Origin of the sequence: Spiroplasma endosymbiont of Cantharis lateralis, from assembly GCF_964030855.1 — a bacterium.
Classification (GTDB): Bacteria; Bacillota_I; Bacilli_A; order Mycoplasmatales; family Mycoplasmataceae; genus Spiroplasma_A.
On record NZ_CAXIQF010000008.1, the window covers coordinates 13029 to 31030 of the forward strand.

General features: G+C 24.7%; 12 protein-coding genes and 1 pseudogene. 1 reads left to right on the plus strand and 12 read right to left on the minus strand.

Annotation, left to right across the window (positions count from 1 at the left end):
- Positions 1-621: 621 nt before the first annotated feature.
- From AAHM99_RS02335 to AAHM99_RS02370, 6 genes and pseudogenes are all read right to left on the minus strand, one after another.
- Positions 622-1554, minus strand: a complete 933-nt coding sequence (locus tag AAHM99_RS02335; RefSeq protein WP_342275163.1) for an ATP-binding cassette domain-containing protein — start codon at positions 1552-1554, stop codon at positions 622-624.
- 5 nt (positions 1555-1559) lie between these two features.
- Positions 1560-3080 (minus strand): hypothetical protein, encoded by a 1521-nt coding sequence (locus AAHM99_RS02340; protein ID WP_342275164.1) that lies wholly within the window; start codon positions 3078-3080, stop codon positions 1560-1562.
- Positions 3081-3332: 252 nt separating this feature from the next.
- A complete protein-coding gene (locus AAHM99_RS02345; RefSeq protein ID WP_342275165.1) occupies positions 3333-5027 on the minus strand; it encodes a lipoprotein in 1695 nt (564 codons plus the stop codon).
- A gap of 224 nt (positions 5028-5251) precedes the next feature.
- Positions 5252-6645, minus strand: a pseudogene (locus tag AAHM99_RS05645) (ISNCY family transposase).
- Positions 6646-6834: 189 nt separating this feature from the next.
- Entirely contained in the window at positions 6835-7155 is a 321-nt protein-coding gene (locus AAHM99_RS02365; RefSeq protein WP_342275169.1) for a holo-ACP synthase, read from the minus strand.
- 2 nt (positions 7156-7157) lie between these two features.
- Entirely contained in the window at positions 7158-8720 is a 1563-nt protein-coding gene (locus AAHM99_RS02370) for a hypothetical protein (protein WP_342275170.1), read from the minus strand.
- Positions 8721-8824: 104 nt separating this feature from the next.
- On the opposite strand from AAHM99_RS02370, the gene rnhC reads away from it, so the two are divergent.
- Positions 8825-9703 carry a ribonuclease HIII gene (gene rnhC, locus AAHM99_RS02375; RefSeq protein WP_342275171.1) on the plus strand — a complete coding sequence of 293 codons (879 nt, stop codon included), beginning with the start codon at positions 8825-8827 and terminating at the stop codon, positions 9701-9703.
- 166 nt (positions 9704-9869) lie between these two features.
- On the opposite strand, the gene AAHM99_RS02380 is transcribed toward rnhC, so the two are convergent.
- From AAHM99_RS02380 to AAHM99_RS02405, 6 genes are all read right to left on the minus strand, one after another.
- Positions 9870-10340, minus strand: a complete 471-nt coding sequence (locus AAHM99_RS02380; protein WP_342275172.1) for a deoxycytidylate deaminase — start codon at positions 10338-10340, stop codon at positions 9870-9872.
- Between the two features lie 4 nt (positions 10341-10344).
- Positions 10345-11652: a hypothetical protein gene (locus tag AAHM99_RS02385; protein WP_342275173.1), complete on the minus strand. Its 1308-nt coding sequence runs from the start codon at positions 11650-11652 to the stop codon at positions 10345-10347.
- Positions 11653-11663: 11 nt separating this feature from the next.
- On the minus strand, positions 11664-12578 hold the full coding sequence (locus AAHM99_RS02390; RefSeq protein ID WP_342275174.1) for an RluA family pseudouridine synthase: 915 nt from the start codon (positions 12576-12578) through the stop codon (positions 11664-11666).
- A 3-nt stretch (positions 12579-12581) separates the two neighbouring features.
- Positions 12582-13319: a signal peptidase II gene (lspA, locus tag AAHM99_RS02395; protein WP_342275175.1), complete on the minus strand. Its 738-nt coding sequence runs from the start codon at positions 13317-13319 to the stop codon at positions 12582-12584.
- Between the two features lie 11 nt (positions 13320-13330).
- Entirely contained in the window at positions 13331-16039 is a 2709-nt protein-coding gene (gene ileS, locus AAHM99_RS02400) for an isoleucine--tRNA ligase (RefSeq protein ID WP_342275176.1), read from the minus strand.
- 239 nt (positions 16040-16278) lie between these two features.
- A complete protein-coding gene (locus tag AAHM99_RS02405; protein ID WP_342275177.1) occupies positions 16279-17958 on the minus strand; it encodes a glycoside hydrolase family 18 protein in 1680 nt (559 codons plus the stop codon).
- Positions 17959-18002 lie beyond the last annotated feature (44 nt).

An 18002-nucleotide genomic window follows, 5' to 3' on the forward strand; every position in this document is an offset into this window, starting at 1 on the left:
AATGAAAATCTAAAATAAAAATAGAGATATTAATTTTGTTCTAGCTAGAAAAGAAGAAAGACAAATTCATAAAGGCGAGTAATTAAATATAAAGCAAAATATATTTAACATATGTTGGCTAAGATATAACAACTTTTGCTAGTAAAACAAAATTACTAATAACGGAAAATTTTGATAATGAACTATATGCAAATTATATTGATAAGTTCTATAGATTAGTGGAAGTCAAACTAAAAATGAAACAAGTTGGTCAGGTTAATTAATTTCAAAAAACTCAATATAAAACTAAAAAACCTAGTGTTCCATCTAATCACCTTAGGTATACAAATTATATTTACTTTTCTAAATTATGAAAGAAACAATATAAAAATTGTAGATTTAAAGTTTAATAAATCTAGGCTTTTGAGACATTTTCATTTGTAATTGAAACAAAATAATATCTAAAAAAATAAGAGTTCTGATGTTTAAAAATGTTAAAGCTGACTGATATATAAAAATACTAATCCTATTTTTAAGAAATAAATCAAATTATTTACACAACTAAAATAATCTCTTATATATAAAAAGTTTGCAAGAATTGCAAACTTATAAAATTAGATTAAATTATTTAATCTAAATTATCTATACAGTGTTATTTTTATTTTCTAAAGCTTTATATATTGATTCCATGTTAATTGGTAACTTAACCAAATTCTTTAAAGGAAGATTATTTTTTATTAAGTATAGAAATAAATAATTTATCTGCTTAAAATTTTCAATTGCTACAACTAATGAATTTTCATCAGGGTCATACTTAAATGTTTTTATATTTAGATTTGTTAAGAAAGCTCTAAAGTCTTCTTCTTTAAAATACTCATTAATAAAAATTTTATACTTTGAATAAACATTTAGTTCTTCAGTAGATCCATTAAAAATATTTTCTCCATTATCAATAATTATAAAATCATCAATAATATCAGCAATTTCATCAATATTATGAACAGTAATTACTACTGTTTTTCCCTCCTTTTTAGCATCTATCAAAAGTTTTTTAATTTTATTTCTTCAATATGAATCCAAGTTAGCGCCTGGTTCATCTAGAATAATAATTTCTGGATCTTTAATAAAACACAATATTAGATTCATTCTATTTTTCATACCTCATGAAAAACTTCTAATTGATTTTTCTCTTGATTCTCAAATATCAAAATATTTCATTCAATGTTCGATTTTTTCTTTTGATTCTTTTTTGGCTAAACCCATCATAATACAGATATCTAATAAAAATTTATATGCGCTTACTGTATAAAGCGAAAAATCCATTTGAGTATAATAGCCAATTTTCAAATTAACTAAGTAATACTTTCAAGCTTTTCTAGATATATTGTCAATTTCAATATTGCCTTTAAAATCTTTTATTATTCCTAATAAAGAATTTAAAATAACAGTCTTGCCACTTCCACTACTACCAAGTAAAGCTGTAATTCTTTGTTTTCTAATAGTACAGTTCAAAGGCCCTATAACTTTCTTTTTAAATTTCTTTGTATAATTTTCAAATTTTATAATATCTTCCATATTTTTTAACCTGTTAAATCTAACTTTCTAAATTTATTTTTTGCAATATAATAATTCATTACACTTATAAATCCTTGAAGAATTATATAAAAGTATGGTGCTATAAAATTATTATAAGTTTCTGAGTTTAGTTTATTCTCTGAGTCTGTTTTAAATGTATATGAAGGCTGAGAAACAAATAAATTATCTTGTTTATTGAAAAATATTTTGCTTGAACTTTCAGTTTCAAATCAGATATCATCATAACTTCTCCCACCATAATATGTATAACTTTGTAACATATTTGCAACAAAGTTAATTTGAAGGAATCCATTGTATACGTTTCTAGATTTAATATATTTATCTCAATTTTCATTTTTAATTACAGTACTATTATCAAAAATAACCATATTATTTGTATAACGTATAAAGTAATTTTCTAATATTCTCATACTTATCATTGTAGGAAAATATAATTGTTCTTCTACTAAAGTACTAACTTTATCTCTTTCTAATCTTAATTTATTATCCGAATAAGAATAAAAACTTTGATATATTTCAACTATATTTTTCTCATTTAATAGTAAATTTTCTTTTTCAGGAGATGTTAAATTCTTGATATAATTTTTTTCAATGTTTGTTTCATCATTTAAAAATATAAATGAGTCAAACAAACTTGAATAGTTTTCTTGAAAATTTTTGTTAAATTCCACTATATAATTTGTAAATTCAATAAACTCTTTAATAATTTTTTGATTACTTTCACTAAAAGAATTTGAATTTAATTTTTGTTCTAATTCCTCAACTGATAAAAATTTGTATTTTAATTCAAAATTTAAGTTAATTTCATCACCTTTTCAGTTTGCTAATTCTGAGCTATTATTTGCAGACATTATTTTTGTTGGTTCAACTATCTCATAAGTTTGAGGGCTCTCTTCAACAATTCCCAAATCTATTCAAAAATCTAATCTTTTTTGAATAGATTGTGTATTATTAAAATTATTTTCAATTGAGTTAGGATCAGTTTCAAACTGATTTTCTATAAAATGATTATAGATTTCATAACTTAAATTAGAGTACTTAATTTTTTTATTCAAGACATGATTTTTAAGATTGTATGAATCATATATCTCATTAACTTGCATAATTGTATTTGAGTTTTTATAAGAAAACGTTATACTTTTACTTTCTTCACCTTGAGTTAAAAATGTATAAGGTAAATTGCTTATGAAAGAACTTGATAATATTAAAGTTGCTATAATTGTTGAGACTTGAATATTGGCAAATAATGATATTAACAAAAAGAAATTAATTAGAAATAAGCAACTTAGAAATGAATATATTAAGTATGTTGTTGTAACTCTTACTAAAAACATATTAACTTTCAATAAGAAAATCATATTAATAAAATTTATTAATAAATAAGTTATTAATAAATTAACTAAGATTAGCAAAATAAATGCAATAAATTGATAAGTAAATAATTTACTTCTTGATAACTGTTGGGTGACTATTATATTTAATGTTTTATCATCTCTTTTAACCATATAAAAATATTGCGTTAATCTTAAACATAAGATAAAGAGAATTATAAATATAGTTAACAAAACATAATAATCAAAAACTAATAAGAAATTACTATTATTTGTTTGAATTACTGAGTAAAAGGCTATAAATAATGAAAAAAGTAAATACAGTCCATTAAATATTATAAAAGATCTTTCTTTTATAATTGATTTAAAACTGTATTTTATTATTCATAACCCTGGTATAATTTTTTTCATATTTTTAGTAAATTCCTATTTTACAAACTTAATAAAGTATTTTTCACCCAATGTTTTTGTACCCATAGTAATTTGAGCTAAATCAATATATAAATTAATATAACCTAAGTCAAAAAGCATAATACTATTGTTTATATTATTAGTTTGGCTATTTCATTTAAGATTAACTCCATTACTATCTGTAATTCAATTAAAATCTGTATAATTTCACATTCAATGTCCAGCATTTTTGTCTTTATAAGTGAAACCAATTGAATAATTTAATTTTTCAGGAAGATTTGCTTGATTCAACATAGTCATTCTTTCATCTAATAAACCAAATTTATAACCATTATCAGTTAAACCAAAGTTCATAAAGAAATTAAATGAGTTAGATCTTCCAAAACTGCTACTTTTTTCATCATTTTCTATAAATTTATTAGTTAATTTTGAACTTTGCATAGCCATTAAGATGTCTTTATCTGAATTTGCTGTAGGATAGTCATAACCATGTTTTATTCCCATTGTATCATGTCATGCTTTTAAACTATTTACAGAGAATTGTGCCATATCATTTAAAATTGCAGTTTCACTTTGACCATCTTTAATTAAGTAATTAACAGCAATTCTGAAATCTGGCAATTTATGAGTGTAATTATCTCCTGACTTTATTGATAGTCCTGTTAATTTTACATATCCTAGAGCTGCTGAGCTTAAAAACTCTTTTGATTCACTAATAAAAGTATTTTCATTAAGTGATAATTCTTTTAAAAATTCTTGTTTTGAATTATTATAAGTACTTTGTCATATTTTGTAATTATCGCTTTTGAAATAGTAATTTAATAAAGCTTGTCTTGTATCATCATTATTTGGATCATTTCTAAAAATAGTTTCAACTAATATTTTTCCTTGAGCTTTTGAATAATCTGCTTTAATTGAATTTGAATCATTATAACTTCTTACAGTGTTTATTGAATTAAATAATGAATATTTGCTCATATCAGATGATTTATAAATAAGTTCTCCTTCAAATAATCCATAACCCTCTGACAGTTCTTTATTACCTTTTATTCCTTCTCATCTTAAATTAGTATGTTCTCTATCACTTTCTGTAGTTGTTGAAAAGTAATATCTTGCAATATTTGCATAGAATTTGTCACTTCCATCTTTTAAAGCTTGATTATTTGTTGAAGTATATTTAAAAGTATCACTTATATGAAATGTTTCAATATCTTTTGTTCCTTTATATTGAATTTGAATATTATAGTCAAGAATGACTTTTCCTAAATATAACTCATTTTCTTTATCTTCATATAATTGAATAAGTAAAGAATTTCAATCAAAATTTACACCTTTAACTAAACTATTTACATCATTTAAAATAATTTTATATTTATTAACATTTTTTAAAGCATTTAAAGATTTAGTTAGTTCAGTCATTTCTAAAACCTTATTAATATCTTTAATTTTTGCTCCTTCATATTGCTTAATTTTAGTTTGGTTTAAAAAATTATTACCTTTTTCAGTTTCTTCTAAACCAATTAAATTTTTATAAACATTAGTTTCTAAGTGTTTTTTAAAAATTTCATTTGTTTCAACTTTTAAATCATTGATAACCCCACTAATATCTTCTGCAATTACTGGTGGTTTTGTATCTCCACAAGCAACAACTGTTATTGTTGATGTTGCTACTAAACCAACACTTCCTAATAAACTTAGTAATTTTTTCATATTTTATTTCTCCTTTAAAATTAATTTTATGATGTAAAAATATTTTACATATATAAATAAAAAAAGCAAACTTTTTATTTTAGCTATTTAAAAGTTTTCTGAGGGCATTAATATTGAAAATAGCTATAGAAGTTATAACTATTTATCTTAATTTTCAAAAAAACAAAAAAATTTATTATAATCTTGTCAATAACAAATGAAAATGTCTCAAAATCGTAGATTTATTAAACTGTAAATCTACGATTTTTATATTGTTCCTTTCATGTTTTAGAAAAGTAAATATAATTTGTATATCTAAAGTGATTAGATGGAACATTAGGTTTTTTAATTTTAGACTCAGTTTTTTGAACTTCATTAACCTGACCAACTGATGTATTTTTAGTTTTGACTTCCACTAATCTATAGAACTTATCTGTATAATTTGCATAGAACTCATTATCATATGTTTCAGCTATTAGTAATTTTGTTTTACTTGCAAAAGTTGTTATATCGTATCCATCATATGTCAAATATGTTTTTGTTTTATATTTAATTATTCCACCTTTATGAACTTGTCTTTCTTCTCTTCTAGCTAAAACAAAATTAATATCCGTATTTTTATTTCAAATTTTCATTTTATTTTTGTTATTATCAATTTGAGTAGAAAACTTGTGATTAAAATTAGGTATGAAAACATTAATTAAATAATTATTGGCCTGCTCAATAGTTTTGATATTGAATTGTCTTAGTTCTTGGGGAAGTCGTTTTTGAAAAGAACCTCAAAGACGTTCAATCTTGCCTTTGGTTTGCGCGCAACTAGTACTTGTTAGTTTAATTCCAAGTTGTTGACACGTAAAGGCATACTGGATATTAGAGTCTGTTTCAGTAGACTCTTTTTCTTTTGCCTTATAATAAAATACTGTTCTTTTATCTGTAAGTATTTCCTCAGGAGTTCCATAATTTAGAATCATTTATTTTGTAGTTGTATAATATCCAAATAATGTTTCTTGATAATCAAAATAACCTGCTAATACTTTTCCTGTTGAGTCATCAATGAAAGCATGGATCATTTTTTCATTGGTTACTCAATTATGGCTACATGCGTCTGTTTGAATTCTATCTCCAAAATATTCCTTTCTATTTTTCATGGGTCTACATTCTTCTAAACTAATAATCTTATCTTTAAAAAACTCTTGTTCCTTATTTGATAATTTATTTTCTAAAGACTTTTGTCTTAGTTGTCTAATTAATTCTTTTCTAGTTGATCTGTGCATATAAAAATCTCATTTTTAAATAATAAATCTCTTAAGTAAGTGTAACTAACTTTTAAATCTTCATATTCTTCTAAGGATTCTTTGAAATGAACTAGATTATAGTCATGATATTTTTCAGTTCTCAAATTTAATATTTTTTGTTCAATTTCATAGGGTGTAGATCTATTTGATAATTTACCTCAGTTTTTATGTATAAATGCAGATATACCTTCATTTGATAATCTTTTAATATTTCTATTAATTGTTCTTCGTGTGCAGTTAAGAATTTGCTCTGCTCTCATTTTTGTTATTTCCCCAGAAATAACTTTTTTAATTGTTTTATATTTTAAATTCTCCATATAACTTAATTTCCTTTTTAATTTCATAATTTGTTACTTCTAATACTTAATTGTAATTGAAGGATATCAATATTTATATAAATATTGGGACATTTCTATTTGTTATACACTGAGACATTATCATATATTATTTACAAAAAAAACAAAAAAATTTTTTATAATCTGCTAATAATTTTTTTATATATAATTATACTTCTCGATTTTTTAAGCTTTTTCTTATAAATTTAAAGCTACTGCAACTGAATATTTCTTCTCATGACTAATAGATAATTCAATATTTTTAAACTCTTGGTTTTCTATAATGGGTTTATTTTTATTATAAATAATATTTATTTCACTAATTTTTAGTGGTTTTTCTAAACATTTAATTAAAGCTTCTTTAGCCGCTCATCTCCCTGATGCAAATTGTAATTTGGCTTCGTTACTTTCTAAATTATTAAGTAATCTAATTTCTTCTTTGTGTAAAAATTTATTTAAAAAGCTTTCATTTAGACTTATTCTTTCATTTTCAACAATATCAATACCTATTTTTGCCATAACTAATTTCAGTATCCTTTTGCAAAATCAAAGTAATGTTCTATTCAATAGCTTCCACTATATCCCTTATTATCTTTATTTCTTCAAAATTCTTGATCATGTTCTATTTTTTCAATATCATTATTTGAAGCTTTAACCCCATCCTTAGGACTTTTTGAATCATAAAATTCTCCTAATTTTATTTCTCCAGAAGGAGTAATTTCAAATCCTTCAATTAAATAAGTTGCTGTGTATATAGTTGATAAAAATGGTACTGAGTCTAAATTATTTCTAGTAGTAGCATTTACATAATTAATATTTTTAAAGAAATTATAAGTCATTTTTGCATCTCTTAATACTTTTGATAAATATCTTTGTTTTGCAGTTGACTCTGAGCTAGTTATTTTATCTAAATTATCTGCAAGTTTTATAAGTGGATTTGCTTCAATACCTTCGCTATTTGTTTTTTCTTGAGCTCATTTATAAAATTTTTCTAATTCATTAGAATCTAATCAACCATCATGTATTTTGCTTTCCTCTTTACCAGATGATAAATAATAATTATCAAAGGCATTAATTAATTCAACACTTGTAACTGTTGCTTTTGGACTTTCTAAACCATTGACAAATATTGTTGAACCCATCAACATCATTTCTGAAGTTAATCTAAATAATGCACGTGTATCTTGAGGCATTGTTTCAATACATGCAGAGATTGGAAACTTAAGTGGATTACTTGTTGCATATCCCTCTGCCACAACATCTTCATATACTAAAAAGAAGTTTTTTAATTTAGGCATTGATTGATTTGTAATTAATTGCATTCCCATAACAGATAATGGACTTATTACATATTTACTTACACAAGCATTTGTATAAGTAAAAGTAAATAAGGGAATTGATGGTAATGGTGAAGCAATTTTACGTGATAGAGAGTATTTTTTATAGGCATTACCATCTAAAAAAACATCTTTTATTTGTTCTTCTGTCATATTTGAAAAATCTGTTAAACCAAGTTTTTGATTTTCAGTTTGAAATAAGGGAAAACTTATAACAAGGCTTACTCCCAGTGATAAGGTCATACCAATAGCAAGACCATTAAATGCTCCAAGTAATGTATCAACTTTTCTAATAATTTTGATTTTACTAATTTTTCTTTTAAATGCTTTGTATAAAATAAGACCAATTAAATTTATTATTACAAAGATTCAAATACACATTATAAGATATAATATTAATCCTGATAGTGTTTTTAAAACTTCATAACCAGTTCCTGATCCACTAATTGGTAGTGTTGAACCACTTTCTCCAAATGGTAATAATGAACTAATTAATTTACTTATCGTGTCACCAAAATAGGAGAAAACATCTACAAGCTTTAATTTAACCCACAATTGCATTAACAAAGGGTTTAAAGCATTTGTTAGCAATGCTGGAACAAAAAGTAAGATAATAACAACTATTAATTGTAAAATTAGTACATAAAAGGTAATAAAAAAACCTTTTGTCATACCAAAAACTGTACAACTAATAATAATGGAAAAAGCCAATATATCAAATAGTCATCAAGGTCCTATATTAATCATTAAACTTTACCTCCATTCTTACTTAAATTTAATTATACCAATTTTATTATTTTATAATAACCCATATTTTACATTATAATTTATCTAGAAAGAGTGAAAAAAATATGAAAAGTTTAAGTTTTAAAAATGTAGATGAGAAAATAATTAATAAAATTATTACAGAAAATAAGAGTTTTTTAAGTCCCTCAAATAACTTAAATATAAAGTTTTTATTAAAAATTAATGGTCTTGTTATAAGTATTTATCATACAAATACCCTATTAATTCAAGGAAATAATGCCTTAGAATTTAGCTTAAAGTATAACTTAAAACAATCACAACCTTCTAAAAATTTAAGTAAATCAATTGAATTGCCAAATATTGGTTGTGATGAAGTGGGAGTGGGAGATTTTTTTGGTCCATTAGTAACTTGTTCTGCCTATGTAGAAAAGGATTTTAAGAAAAAATATCCTGATTTATTAGCTGAAATAACAGATTCAAAAAAAATAACAGATTCAAATATATATTCTCTTTTTAAGAAAATAACAGATAAAGTTATTTGAGAAGTATATATTTTAGAGAATCAAAAATATAATCAGGCTTATGATATTTATAAAAACACTCATGTTTTAAAGGCTATTTGTCATAACCAAGCATTAAAAAGATTATTTAGAAATAATGATAATTTAAAAACAATACCAATAATTATGGATCAATTTGCCAGTGAAAAAAATTATTATAATTATTTGTCTGATCAAAAAATTATAATAAAAGATATTTATTTTGAAACAAAAGCTGAATCTAAATACATCTCTGTGGCTTGTGCCAGTATTATTGCTCGATATCATTTCTTAGAAAGCGTAAGAAATTTAGAAGAAAAATATAAAGTAAAACTACCTTTAGGAGCTAGCAATACAGTAAAAGAATTTGTTAATAAATATAAAGTTGATATGAAAGACGAAGTCGAAAAGTTTACTAAACTGCATTTTAACAGTAAAAAGTAAAAAAACCCTATTATGATGGGTTTTTTTGATACTCACTGATGGACGCAATGAGCATTTACTGTTATCGTATTAATAAATAATACACGAAATACAGAGTGCTAGTAAACTAACACTTTATTATTATAAGGTAATAAAAAAAAAAAAAAAATAATTATCAAATCATTTTTTAACTTAAAAATATTTTTATTTCCTTTTTATAAGTACACTCAACTTTGGCTTCTTTTAACATTTTTTTAGCAATTTTATTTTCTATTTTATCTTGATATTTATCACAAGAATAAGTAATTTTTTTAATACCTGATTGAATAATGCTTTTTGTACATTCATTACAAGGAAATAAACTAGTATATATTTCACATCCTCTAACAGATTCTTTTGAAGATAAAATTGCATTTAATTCAGCATGAACTATATAAGGATATTTAGTTTCCTCTAATTTCCCATCCCTTGCTCATGGATAATTATCATCATTAAGACCTCTTGGCAATCCATTATAGCCAGTTGAAACAACTTGCTTTAAATCGTTAACTATAATACATCCCACTTGTGTAGTTGGGTCCTTACTTCTCATTGCATTTAATTGCACCATTGCTAAAAAATAAGTATCTCAATCAATATAGTCTTTTCTTTTTTTCATATTTTTAACCTCATTTTGAAATATTTCCACTAGAGTCAAGATATCAATCTCAACCATTTCTTAGAATAATTGAATTTCCTTTAGTATATGGCATTCAGCCTTTAATAACATATAGTTGTAAAGTCATTACACTATATGGATCATGAGCTGGTGAATAATAACTAATTAAAGAAAATGTAAGTGGTAGTAAAAATGAAATAGTTAGAATAGTAATTGGCAATATAATTAATTTATCTAAAGTATCTTTTTTATAAGTTAATAATAAATAAATACTTGAAGAAATTGCAGCTGATGCAATAATCATTATATATAAGTGAGATTGAGCTAAAAATAATGGATAAATAACTAAGCATAGAATTGGAAATACCATTCTATTTTTTGAAAATAATTGAATCGGTTCTCTTTTTTTATCTCATGTAGTAACTGCTAAAACACCTAATACACTTGCCATAAATCCTAAACCACCTGAAAACACAGCTTGTTGAGTTGGAACAGTTGCACTAACAAAAAAACCTACAAGTGGATAAGTAATAAATATTGCAATTGCAAACTTTATTGAACCTACCAATCCCTCTGTATATCTTGCTAATTTAATAGTTGTTCCAGCTAAAAATATTTGAATGATTGCCATTAAAAGTCCATTTGAATTTGAGGTAAATCCATATGTGAAAATTCTTCATCATTGTTGACCTACAATAGTTAAGTTTCTATTTGTCGCTCCAAAAAATAAGTCAATTGTAAGACCATTTATTTGAGGAAATCATAACATACTAAATACAGCTGTAATTGAAGGCATAATCATAAATACAACAATTAGAAGTATTGAAATAGGACTATTCCTATTCATTCTTTGAATTGCTTTTTTAAACTTAATATTAGAAGATTTTGTTGGATCTTTTAAGATTTCTACCATTTCTTCATCTGAAATGTAATCCTCTTTTGCTTCCTTCTCTTCCTCTTTAATTGAATCTATTTTAGAAAAATAAGGTTTTAATTTTATTTTAGTATTTTCTAAATTAGAAACACTAAAAGTTGTTCCTTCTAATTCAATATCTATGTCAGAATCACTTAAAGCAATATTTAAAACTTCTAACTTTTCTCTTTTTTGTGATTTTAAAGTCGCTTTTATTTCATTTAAGTTTTTATCAATTGTAACTGGAGAACCTAAGGTTACTCTAATTACTTTAAATTTAGCCTTAGGGTTAATTAAATAAGATACATAATCATTACTGTACTTTTCCAAAGCTCTATATTTTTCAACTTTAACAAAATAGTGAACTAAATTCAATTTCAATTCATTAAAATTTATCATATAATACTCACCTATTCTTTAAACATATTGATTTTATCATTAAATTCTTTTGGTAAATCACTTATTAAATCTATTTTTTCATTAGTTATTGGGTGATTAAATGCCAATCTATAGGCATGTAAATATTGACCAAATTCTTCTTTCATATCTTCTTTGAAAGCATATAAAGGATCTCCAACTACGGGATGCTTAATATATGCTAAATGAACCCTAATTTGATGTGTTCTTCCAGTTTCAATTACACAACTTATTTTTGAAGCATTTTTATAACGTTCTAAAACAGTAAAATTAGTAACTGCATGTTTTGAGTTAATATCTGTTGTAGTCATTTTTTTGCGATCACCCTTATGACGACCAATTGGAGCATTTATTTTACCTGCATTAGGTTCAACTACACCATGAACTAAAGCAATATATTCTTTGTGAATTTCATTATTTGCTAACATTTTTGTAAGACTTCTATGTGTTTTATCATTCTTGGCAATAATTAGCAAACCAGTTGTCATTTTATCTAATCGATGTACAATTCCAGGTCTTAATACTCCACCAATTGAAGACAAATCCTTTATTTTATATAATAAGGCATTTACTAGTGTCCCAGTTGGATTACCTGCAGCTGGATGAACAACAAGACCATTAGGCTTATTTACTATTAATAAATCCTTATCTTGATAAACTATTTCAAAATCAATATCTTCTGGTTTTGCTTCCATTTCTGTTGGTTCTTTAATATTCATTTTAATAATATCAGCTGCTAATAGATTATGTTTAACACTTACCTCTTGGTCATTTACAAGAACATCTTTTGATTCAATTAATTTTTGAACGTAACTTCTTGAAAAATCGTATTCTTCTTTTAAATATTCAGTTAAGAACTTATCTAATCTTCCTGCATCGTGTTCTATTTTAATTTCCAATTGATTCATAATCTACTCCTTATTTTTATATTCTTTTCATTCTTTTTGTAATTGTTTATTTTTTGATAAGTAATCTTTATATGAGAATTTTTCTTGATTTTTAGTAATTATTTTAGATCAATAACTTTCAAATAAAAGCATTTTTCTATGTTTAATATCACAATAAAATTCATACTTTTCAGGAATTTTTTTCTTCATATTAAATTCACTAATTTCTATAGCTATATACACAATAAAAATTATAAAGATTATAGCTACTGCAATTGATACTCAAGCATCAGCCAAATTAAATATAAAATTTGAGTCTCAAAATTCAAATTCTAAAAAGTCAACAACTCCACCACTTATTCCATCTGTTGAAAGTGGAGCTCAAGCTCTACCTAATAAATTAGCCACACTTCCAGCTACCATTAAATTAATTGGTATTAGTCAATATTTGTTTTTTAAAAAAATAAAGACAGTAATTAAAAGTAATGTGACAAGTGTTGCAATTGTAATAGCCAATCCCTTATTATCAGCATTCATTCCGTATGCTGCACCAGGATTTATTATATAATTAAACCTAATAAAACCTGGAATAAAGTCTGCTTTACTATATTCATATTTCATTGTATCCACAACAATAGCTTTACTAATTCAATCAAAACCTATTAAAATTACCATTAAAGGCATACATCAAATTAATTTGAATTTAAAAATATAATTATGATTTTTTAGCCCTGACTTAATATTAAATAGAAAATCCTTCATTTCATCTCACCTTAATTTATTACGTTAAAACATCTTTGACAAATATCTTCTTTTAATTCATCAAAAATTGCTCAGCATCTTTGACATTTTAACCCTTGTTTTAATTCTACACTAACATTTGCTAGCTTAGAGTTAATTTTGTCTTTTAACTGTAAAAAATTTATTGAATTAACTATTAAAATTTGGTTTAAATCCTTTATTTCTTTAAAGAAACTAAATTCCTTAGTAATTTCTAAATTAATAACTGCTTCAAAACCTTTTTTTATTATTTTTTCACTTCTTGCTTTTTCTAATGCTTCATTAACAACATCACGTAATTCTAAAACTTTATTTCATTTAGAAACAAAATCTTTTTCTTGTAAGAATTTTTGTTCTTTTAAATCTAATAAATGAATTGATTCTTCCTTTTTAATTTTTTCAATACTTTGATATGCCTCTTCACCTGTATGAATTAAGACTGGTTTCAACATATCAAGTAATGCTCAAAGTTGCTCATAAATTACAGTTTGAACTTGCCTTCTTCTTTTTGAGTTAACAGCTTCTACATAAATAATATCTTTAATAAAATCCAAGTAAAAAGAAGATAAATCATTAGTAACATAGTTATTAATTAATTTGAAACCACTATTAAAAGCGTAATTTTCCATTGCATTAAAGAACTTGTTTTTTGTAACAGTTAAATTATTTAAAGCAAATTTATCAACTTCTTCCAATTCTTTTTGATAATCCTTTTTAGGGTCAAAATCAACTAAATTGGATAAAATAAATCTAATTGTGTTTCTAATTTTTCTATATGATTCAGATACTTGTTTTAAAATGTCTTTTCCAATTCTTTGGTCATCTGTAAAATCTGTTGAGAATACTCAAAGCCTTAAGATATCTGCTCCTAAATCATTGGCTATTTCTAAGGGGTCAATTGTATTACCAATTGATTTTGACATTTTTTTACCTTTTTCATCATTTGTCATCCCATGAGTAATTAATTGTTTATAAGCAGGTTTACCATCATAAATAACAGAGTTAATCATAGAAGAGTTAAATCAACCTCGATATTGATCATTTCCCTCTAAATAAATATCAAAAGGTCTTTTTAAACCAAAATTTTGTTCCATTGCTAAATTAGAACTTCCTGAATCAAATCAAACGTCTAAAATATCAGTTTCTTTTTCTCAACCTAAACCTTTAAATTTTTCAGGTAAAAAAGTATCTGCTGGTAAATCAAATCAAGCATTAGTACCCTTTTGGGCAATAACATTTATTGCATAATCAACAATTTCTTTATTTAATTGAGGTTGTTTATTTTTATCAAAAAATGCAATTATTGGTACTCCTCAAAGTCTTTGACGAGAAATTGTTCAGTCATTTCTATCTTTAATAATGTTTCTTAATCTTTCTTTTGACCACTCTGGATTTGTTTGTACATCTTTAACAATAACTTTATCAATATCTTTTTTTACACTTTCTAAACTTACAAATCATTGATGTGTTGCACGATAAATTACTGGTTTTTTAGTTCTTCAATCATGAGGATATGAGTGTTTTACAAACTTAAGTTTTAATAATAGATTTTTTTCTTGTAAAGTTGTACCAATTATTTTATTTGCATCCTCATAAAAAATTCCTTCCAATCTTGAATCATTTATTGTTACATCAAATTTACCTTGATTATCAATTGGAGCAAAAGCTTTAATATTATTTTTGCTAACAATTTCAAAGTCATCTTCTCCAAAACCTCCAGCAATATGAACCAATCCTGTTCCAGCTTCGCTTGTAACATGATGACCTAAAACTATGAATCCTGTTTTATTTTCATATCATGGATGTTGATAATTAATTTTAATTAATTGTGAACCCATAAAAGTATCTAAAACTTTTACATTCTCTCATCCAATTTGTTCTGATACTGAATTAATTAAATCTTTCGCTATAATAAATTTTCTTTGATCATTTTCTGGTTTAACTAATACATACTCCAACTCTTCTCCAACTGCAATTAATTGATTTGAAGGAATTGTTCAAGGAGTAGTTGTTCATATAATAAAATTTGTATCTTTAAATTTTTCATTATCTATTATTTTGCAAGCTACAAATATTGTTGGTGATTTTACTTCAGCATATTCAATTTCAGCCTCTGCTAATGCAGACTCACTCGAAGGAGATCAATAGATTGGTTTTAAATCTCTATATATTAATTTCTTTTCAACCATTTTTGCAAATAATCTTAGTTCACTTAACTCAAAATCATCAGTTAATGTAATATATTTTTTTTCATAGTCTGTAAAAATTCCTAATCTACTAAACTGTTCAGATTGGTTTTTTACTTGAGTTAAAGCGTATTGCTTACAAAGATTTCTAAATTCTACAGGTTTTAAACTTTTTCTATCAACTCCAGTTTTTGTAACTGCAGTTTCAATTGGAAGACCATGTGTATCTCAACCCATAATATAAGGTGAACAATAGCCAGATTGATTTTTTCATCTTACTATAATATCTTTTAATATTTTATTTAAAGCATGTCCAACGTGAATATTTCCATTAGCATATGGAGGACCATCATGTAAAACAAAACTAGGCTTTTGTTTATTAGCTTCAATTTTTTTCTTATAAATTTTTTGACTATCCCATTTTTCTTGAATATTTGGTTCTTTAACTTTTAAATCTGCTTTCATATCAAAACTTGTTTGATTAATAAGTAATGTATCTTTATAATTTTTTTCCATATTTTTTTCCTTTCAAAATAAAAACGCTCCTATAATAGGAGCGTTTTAACGCGGTACCATCCTAATTTAAATAAATACTAAAAATAGATATTTATTTATCTCAATTGAAATGTTAACGCTTTTCTTGCGAGAAGTTCTACTAAGTAAAATACTTTTCCTCTTCTAATCTTCATAAGTGATAATTTTAATAATTCTATATTAACTCTCAGCAAATGTTAACTCTCTGTCAAAAGAACTTATTAAAATCTTGTCTTACTATTTTTATATTTTTCACTATATTCTATAAATTTTTTTAAGTTTAATCCATTATTTCAGTTTTTTGGATTTGTAGGTCCTTTACTGGTACTTTCACCTTGATTTTCAAATAATTCTTCTTTTATAGGTAGCTTTGGAATTGGATTAGACAAAATTTGATCAATATTTACCCCAAAGAATCCAAGCCCTAATAAATTATTTGTTATTGAATTCCCTCATTCATTTTTATCTTCATGTAATTTAGTTAATGCAGCAGCTAAATTACTTTCTCCATTTTCTGGTTCATCATCATTTTTCATACTAAACCCACTTGCAGATGAAGAATATGTACTTGCAACTCCAATTTTTACAGGTTTATCACCTAAATAATAAACTTCTGCTTGCTCATTTCATTTCTTATCAATTAAATTTTTAAGTGTTCCATAGAAATAAGCAGGATCTTCTTCTTTTCCATTTCCATATGTGGATTTTATTTTTTCCCCTTTTTTAATTACTGTTGTATTATCTTTGTAACTAATTGAAATATCTTCTTTTGCAGTTACAAAATTAACATCTCTATATACATTATACATTAGTAAATCAATACATTCATATCAACCAGCTAAATCTTCAATGAAGGGAATTGAAGTTGGTTTGTTTGTAGAAACTCCATCTTTAAATAATCATTGAATTTTAGTTGACAATGATAAATAAAAATCTTTATCATTTAATCAATAAATAATCATTATTTCTTTTATTACTTGAGAAATAGTTGCTTGACTTTCTCTATTGTAAAGAGTCTTTCCTGCAATAGCCAAACTGATTCCATCTAAACCATAACTATCTAGTAAAAAATACATTCTATCTCTAAGCTTATCTTTTTGTTTCCACTTTCAAATCATCCTATCTGCAGTAGCTCCACCTCAATTTGTAATAATTTTAGTGTCATCTTCTCAACTACCATCAATCTGTTTTTGTTTTCTATCTATTAAATACTTAGAATTATCAACATCATAAACTCCAGAATCAGCACCTTCAGGCTCGGTAATAAAATCATTAATATTTAAACTATTAATATCGCCTTCTTTTTCTTTTGTATATAATGAAGAGATATTTATAATATCATAAGGATTATTTTCAGACTCAATTACTGATGCTAATTTTGGTTGCCTTCAAGATAAACTACCTACTCCTTCAATATCATTTCCTCAATTTCATCAATAACCCATTAATGAAGATTCTGATTGTTCTATAGGATTTTGAGCTTTTTTGACAGTTTTATCTGTTGCTTGAAAATGAATTGTTGCTGTTCCTTTTGCAATTCAAGAGTATTCTGATACTCTAATAGTTGCAACATAGTTTTTCAGTTCTTCTTCGTTTTCATTTTCAGATTTTAAGTTAAAATTAGAGTTTATAATTGTATATGATTCTTCTCTAATTGAATTAACATCAAATTGAAAATTTGCAATTCTTTCAATATCTTTTTTGCTATTAACAGTTATATTATTAATTTTAGCAATTCTTTTAATAACTTCCCTTTGATTTACTTCTGACATTTCACCCAGATTAAAATTATATTGGAAAGATTCTATATCTTTCAAACTAAAAGAACAAGCTACAACAGTTGTTGATGTAGTTGAAACAAGAAATGAACCAGAAGCCAATAAAGCTAATAACTTTTTCATAAAGAACTCTCCTTTTTATGATTATACAATAAAAATTAGTAAAC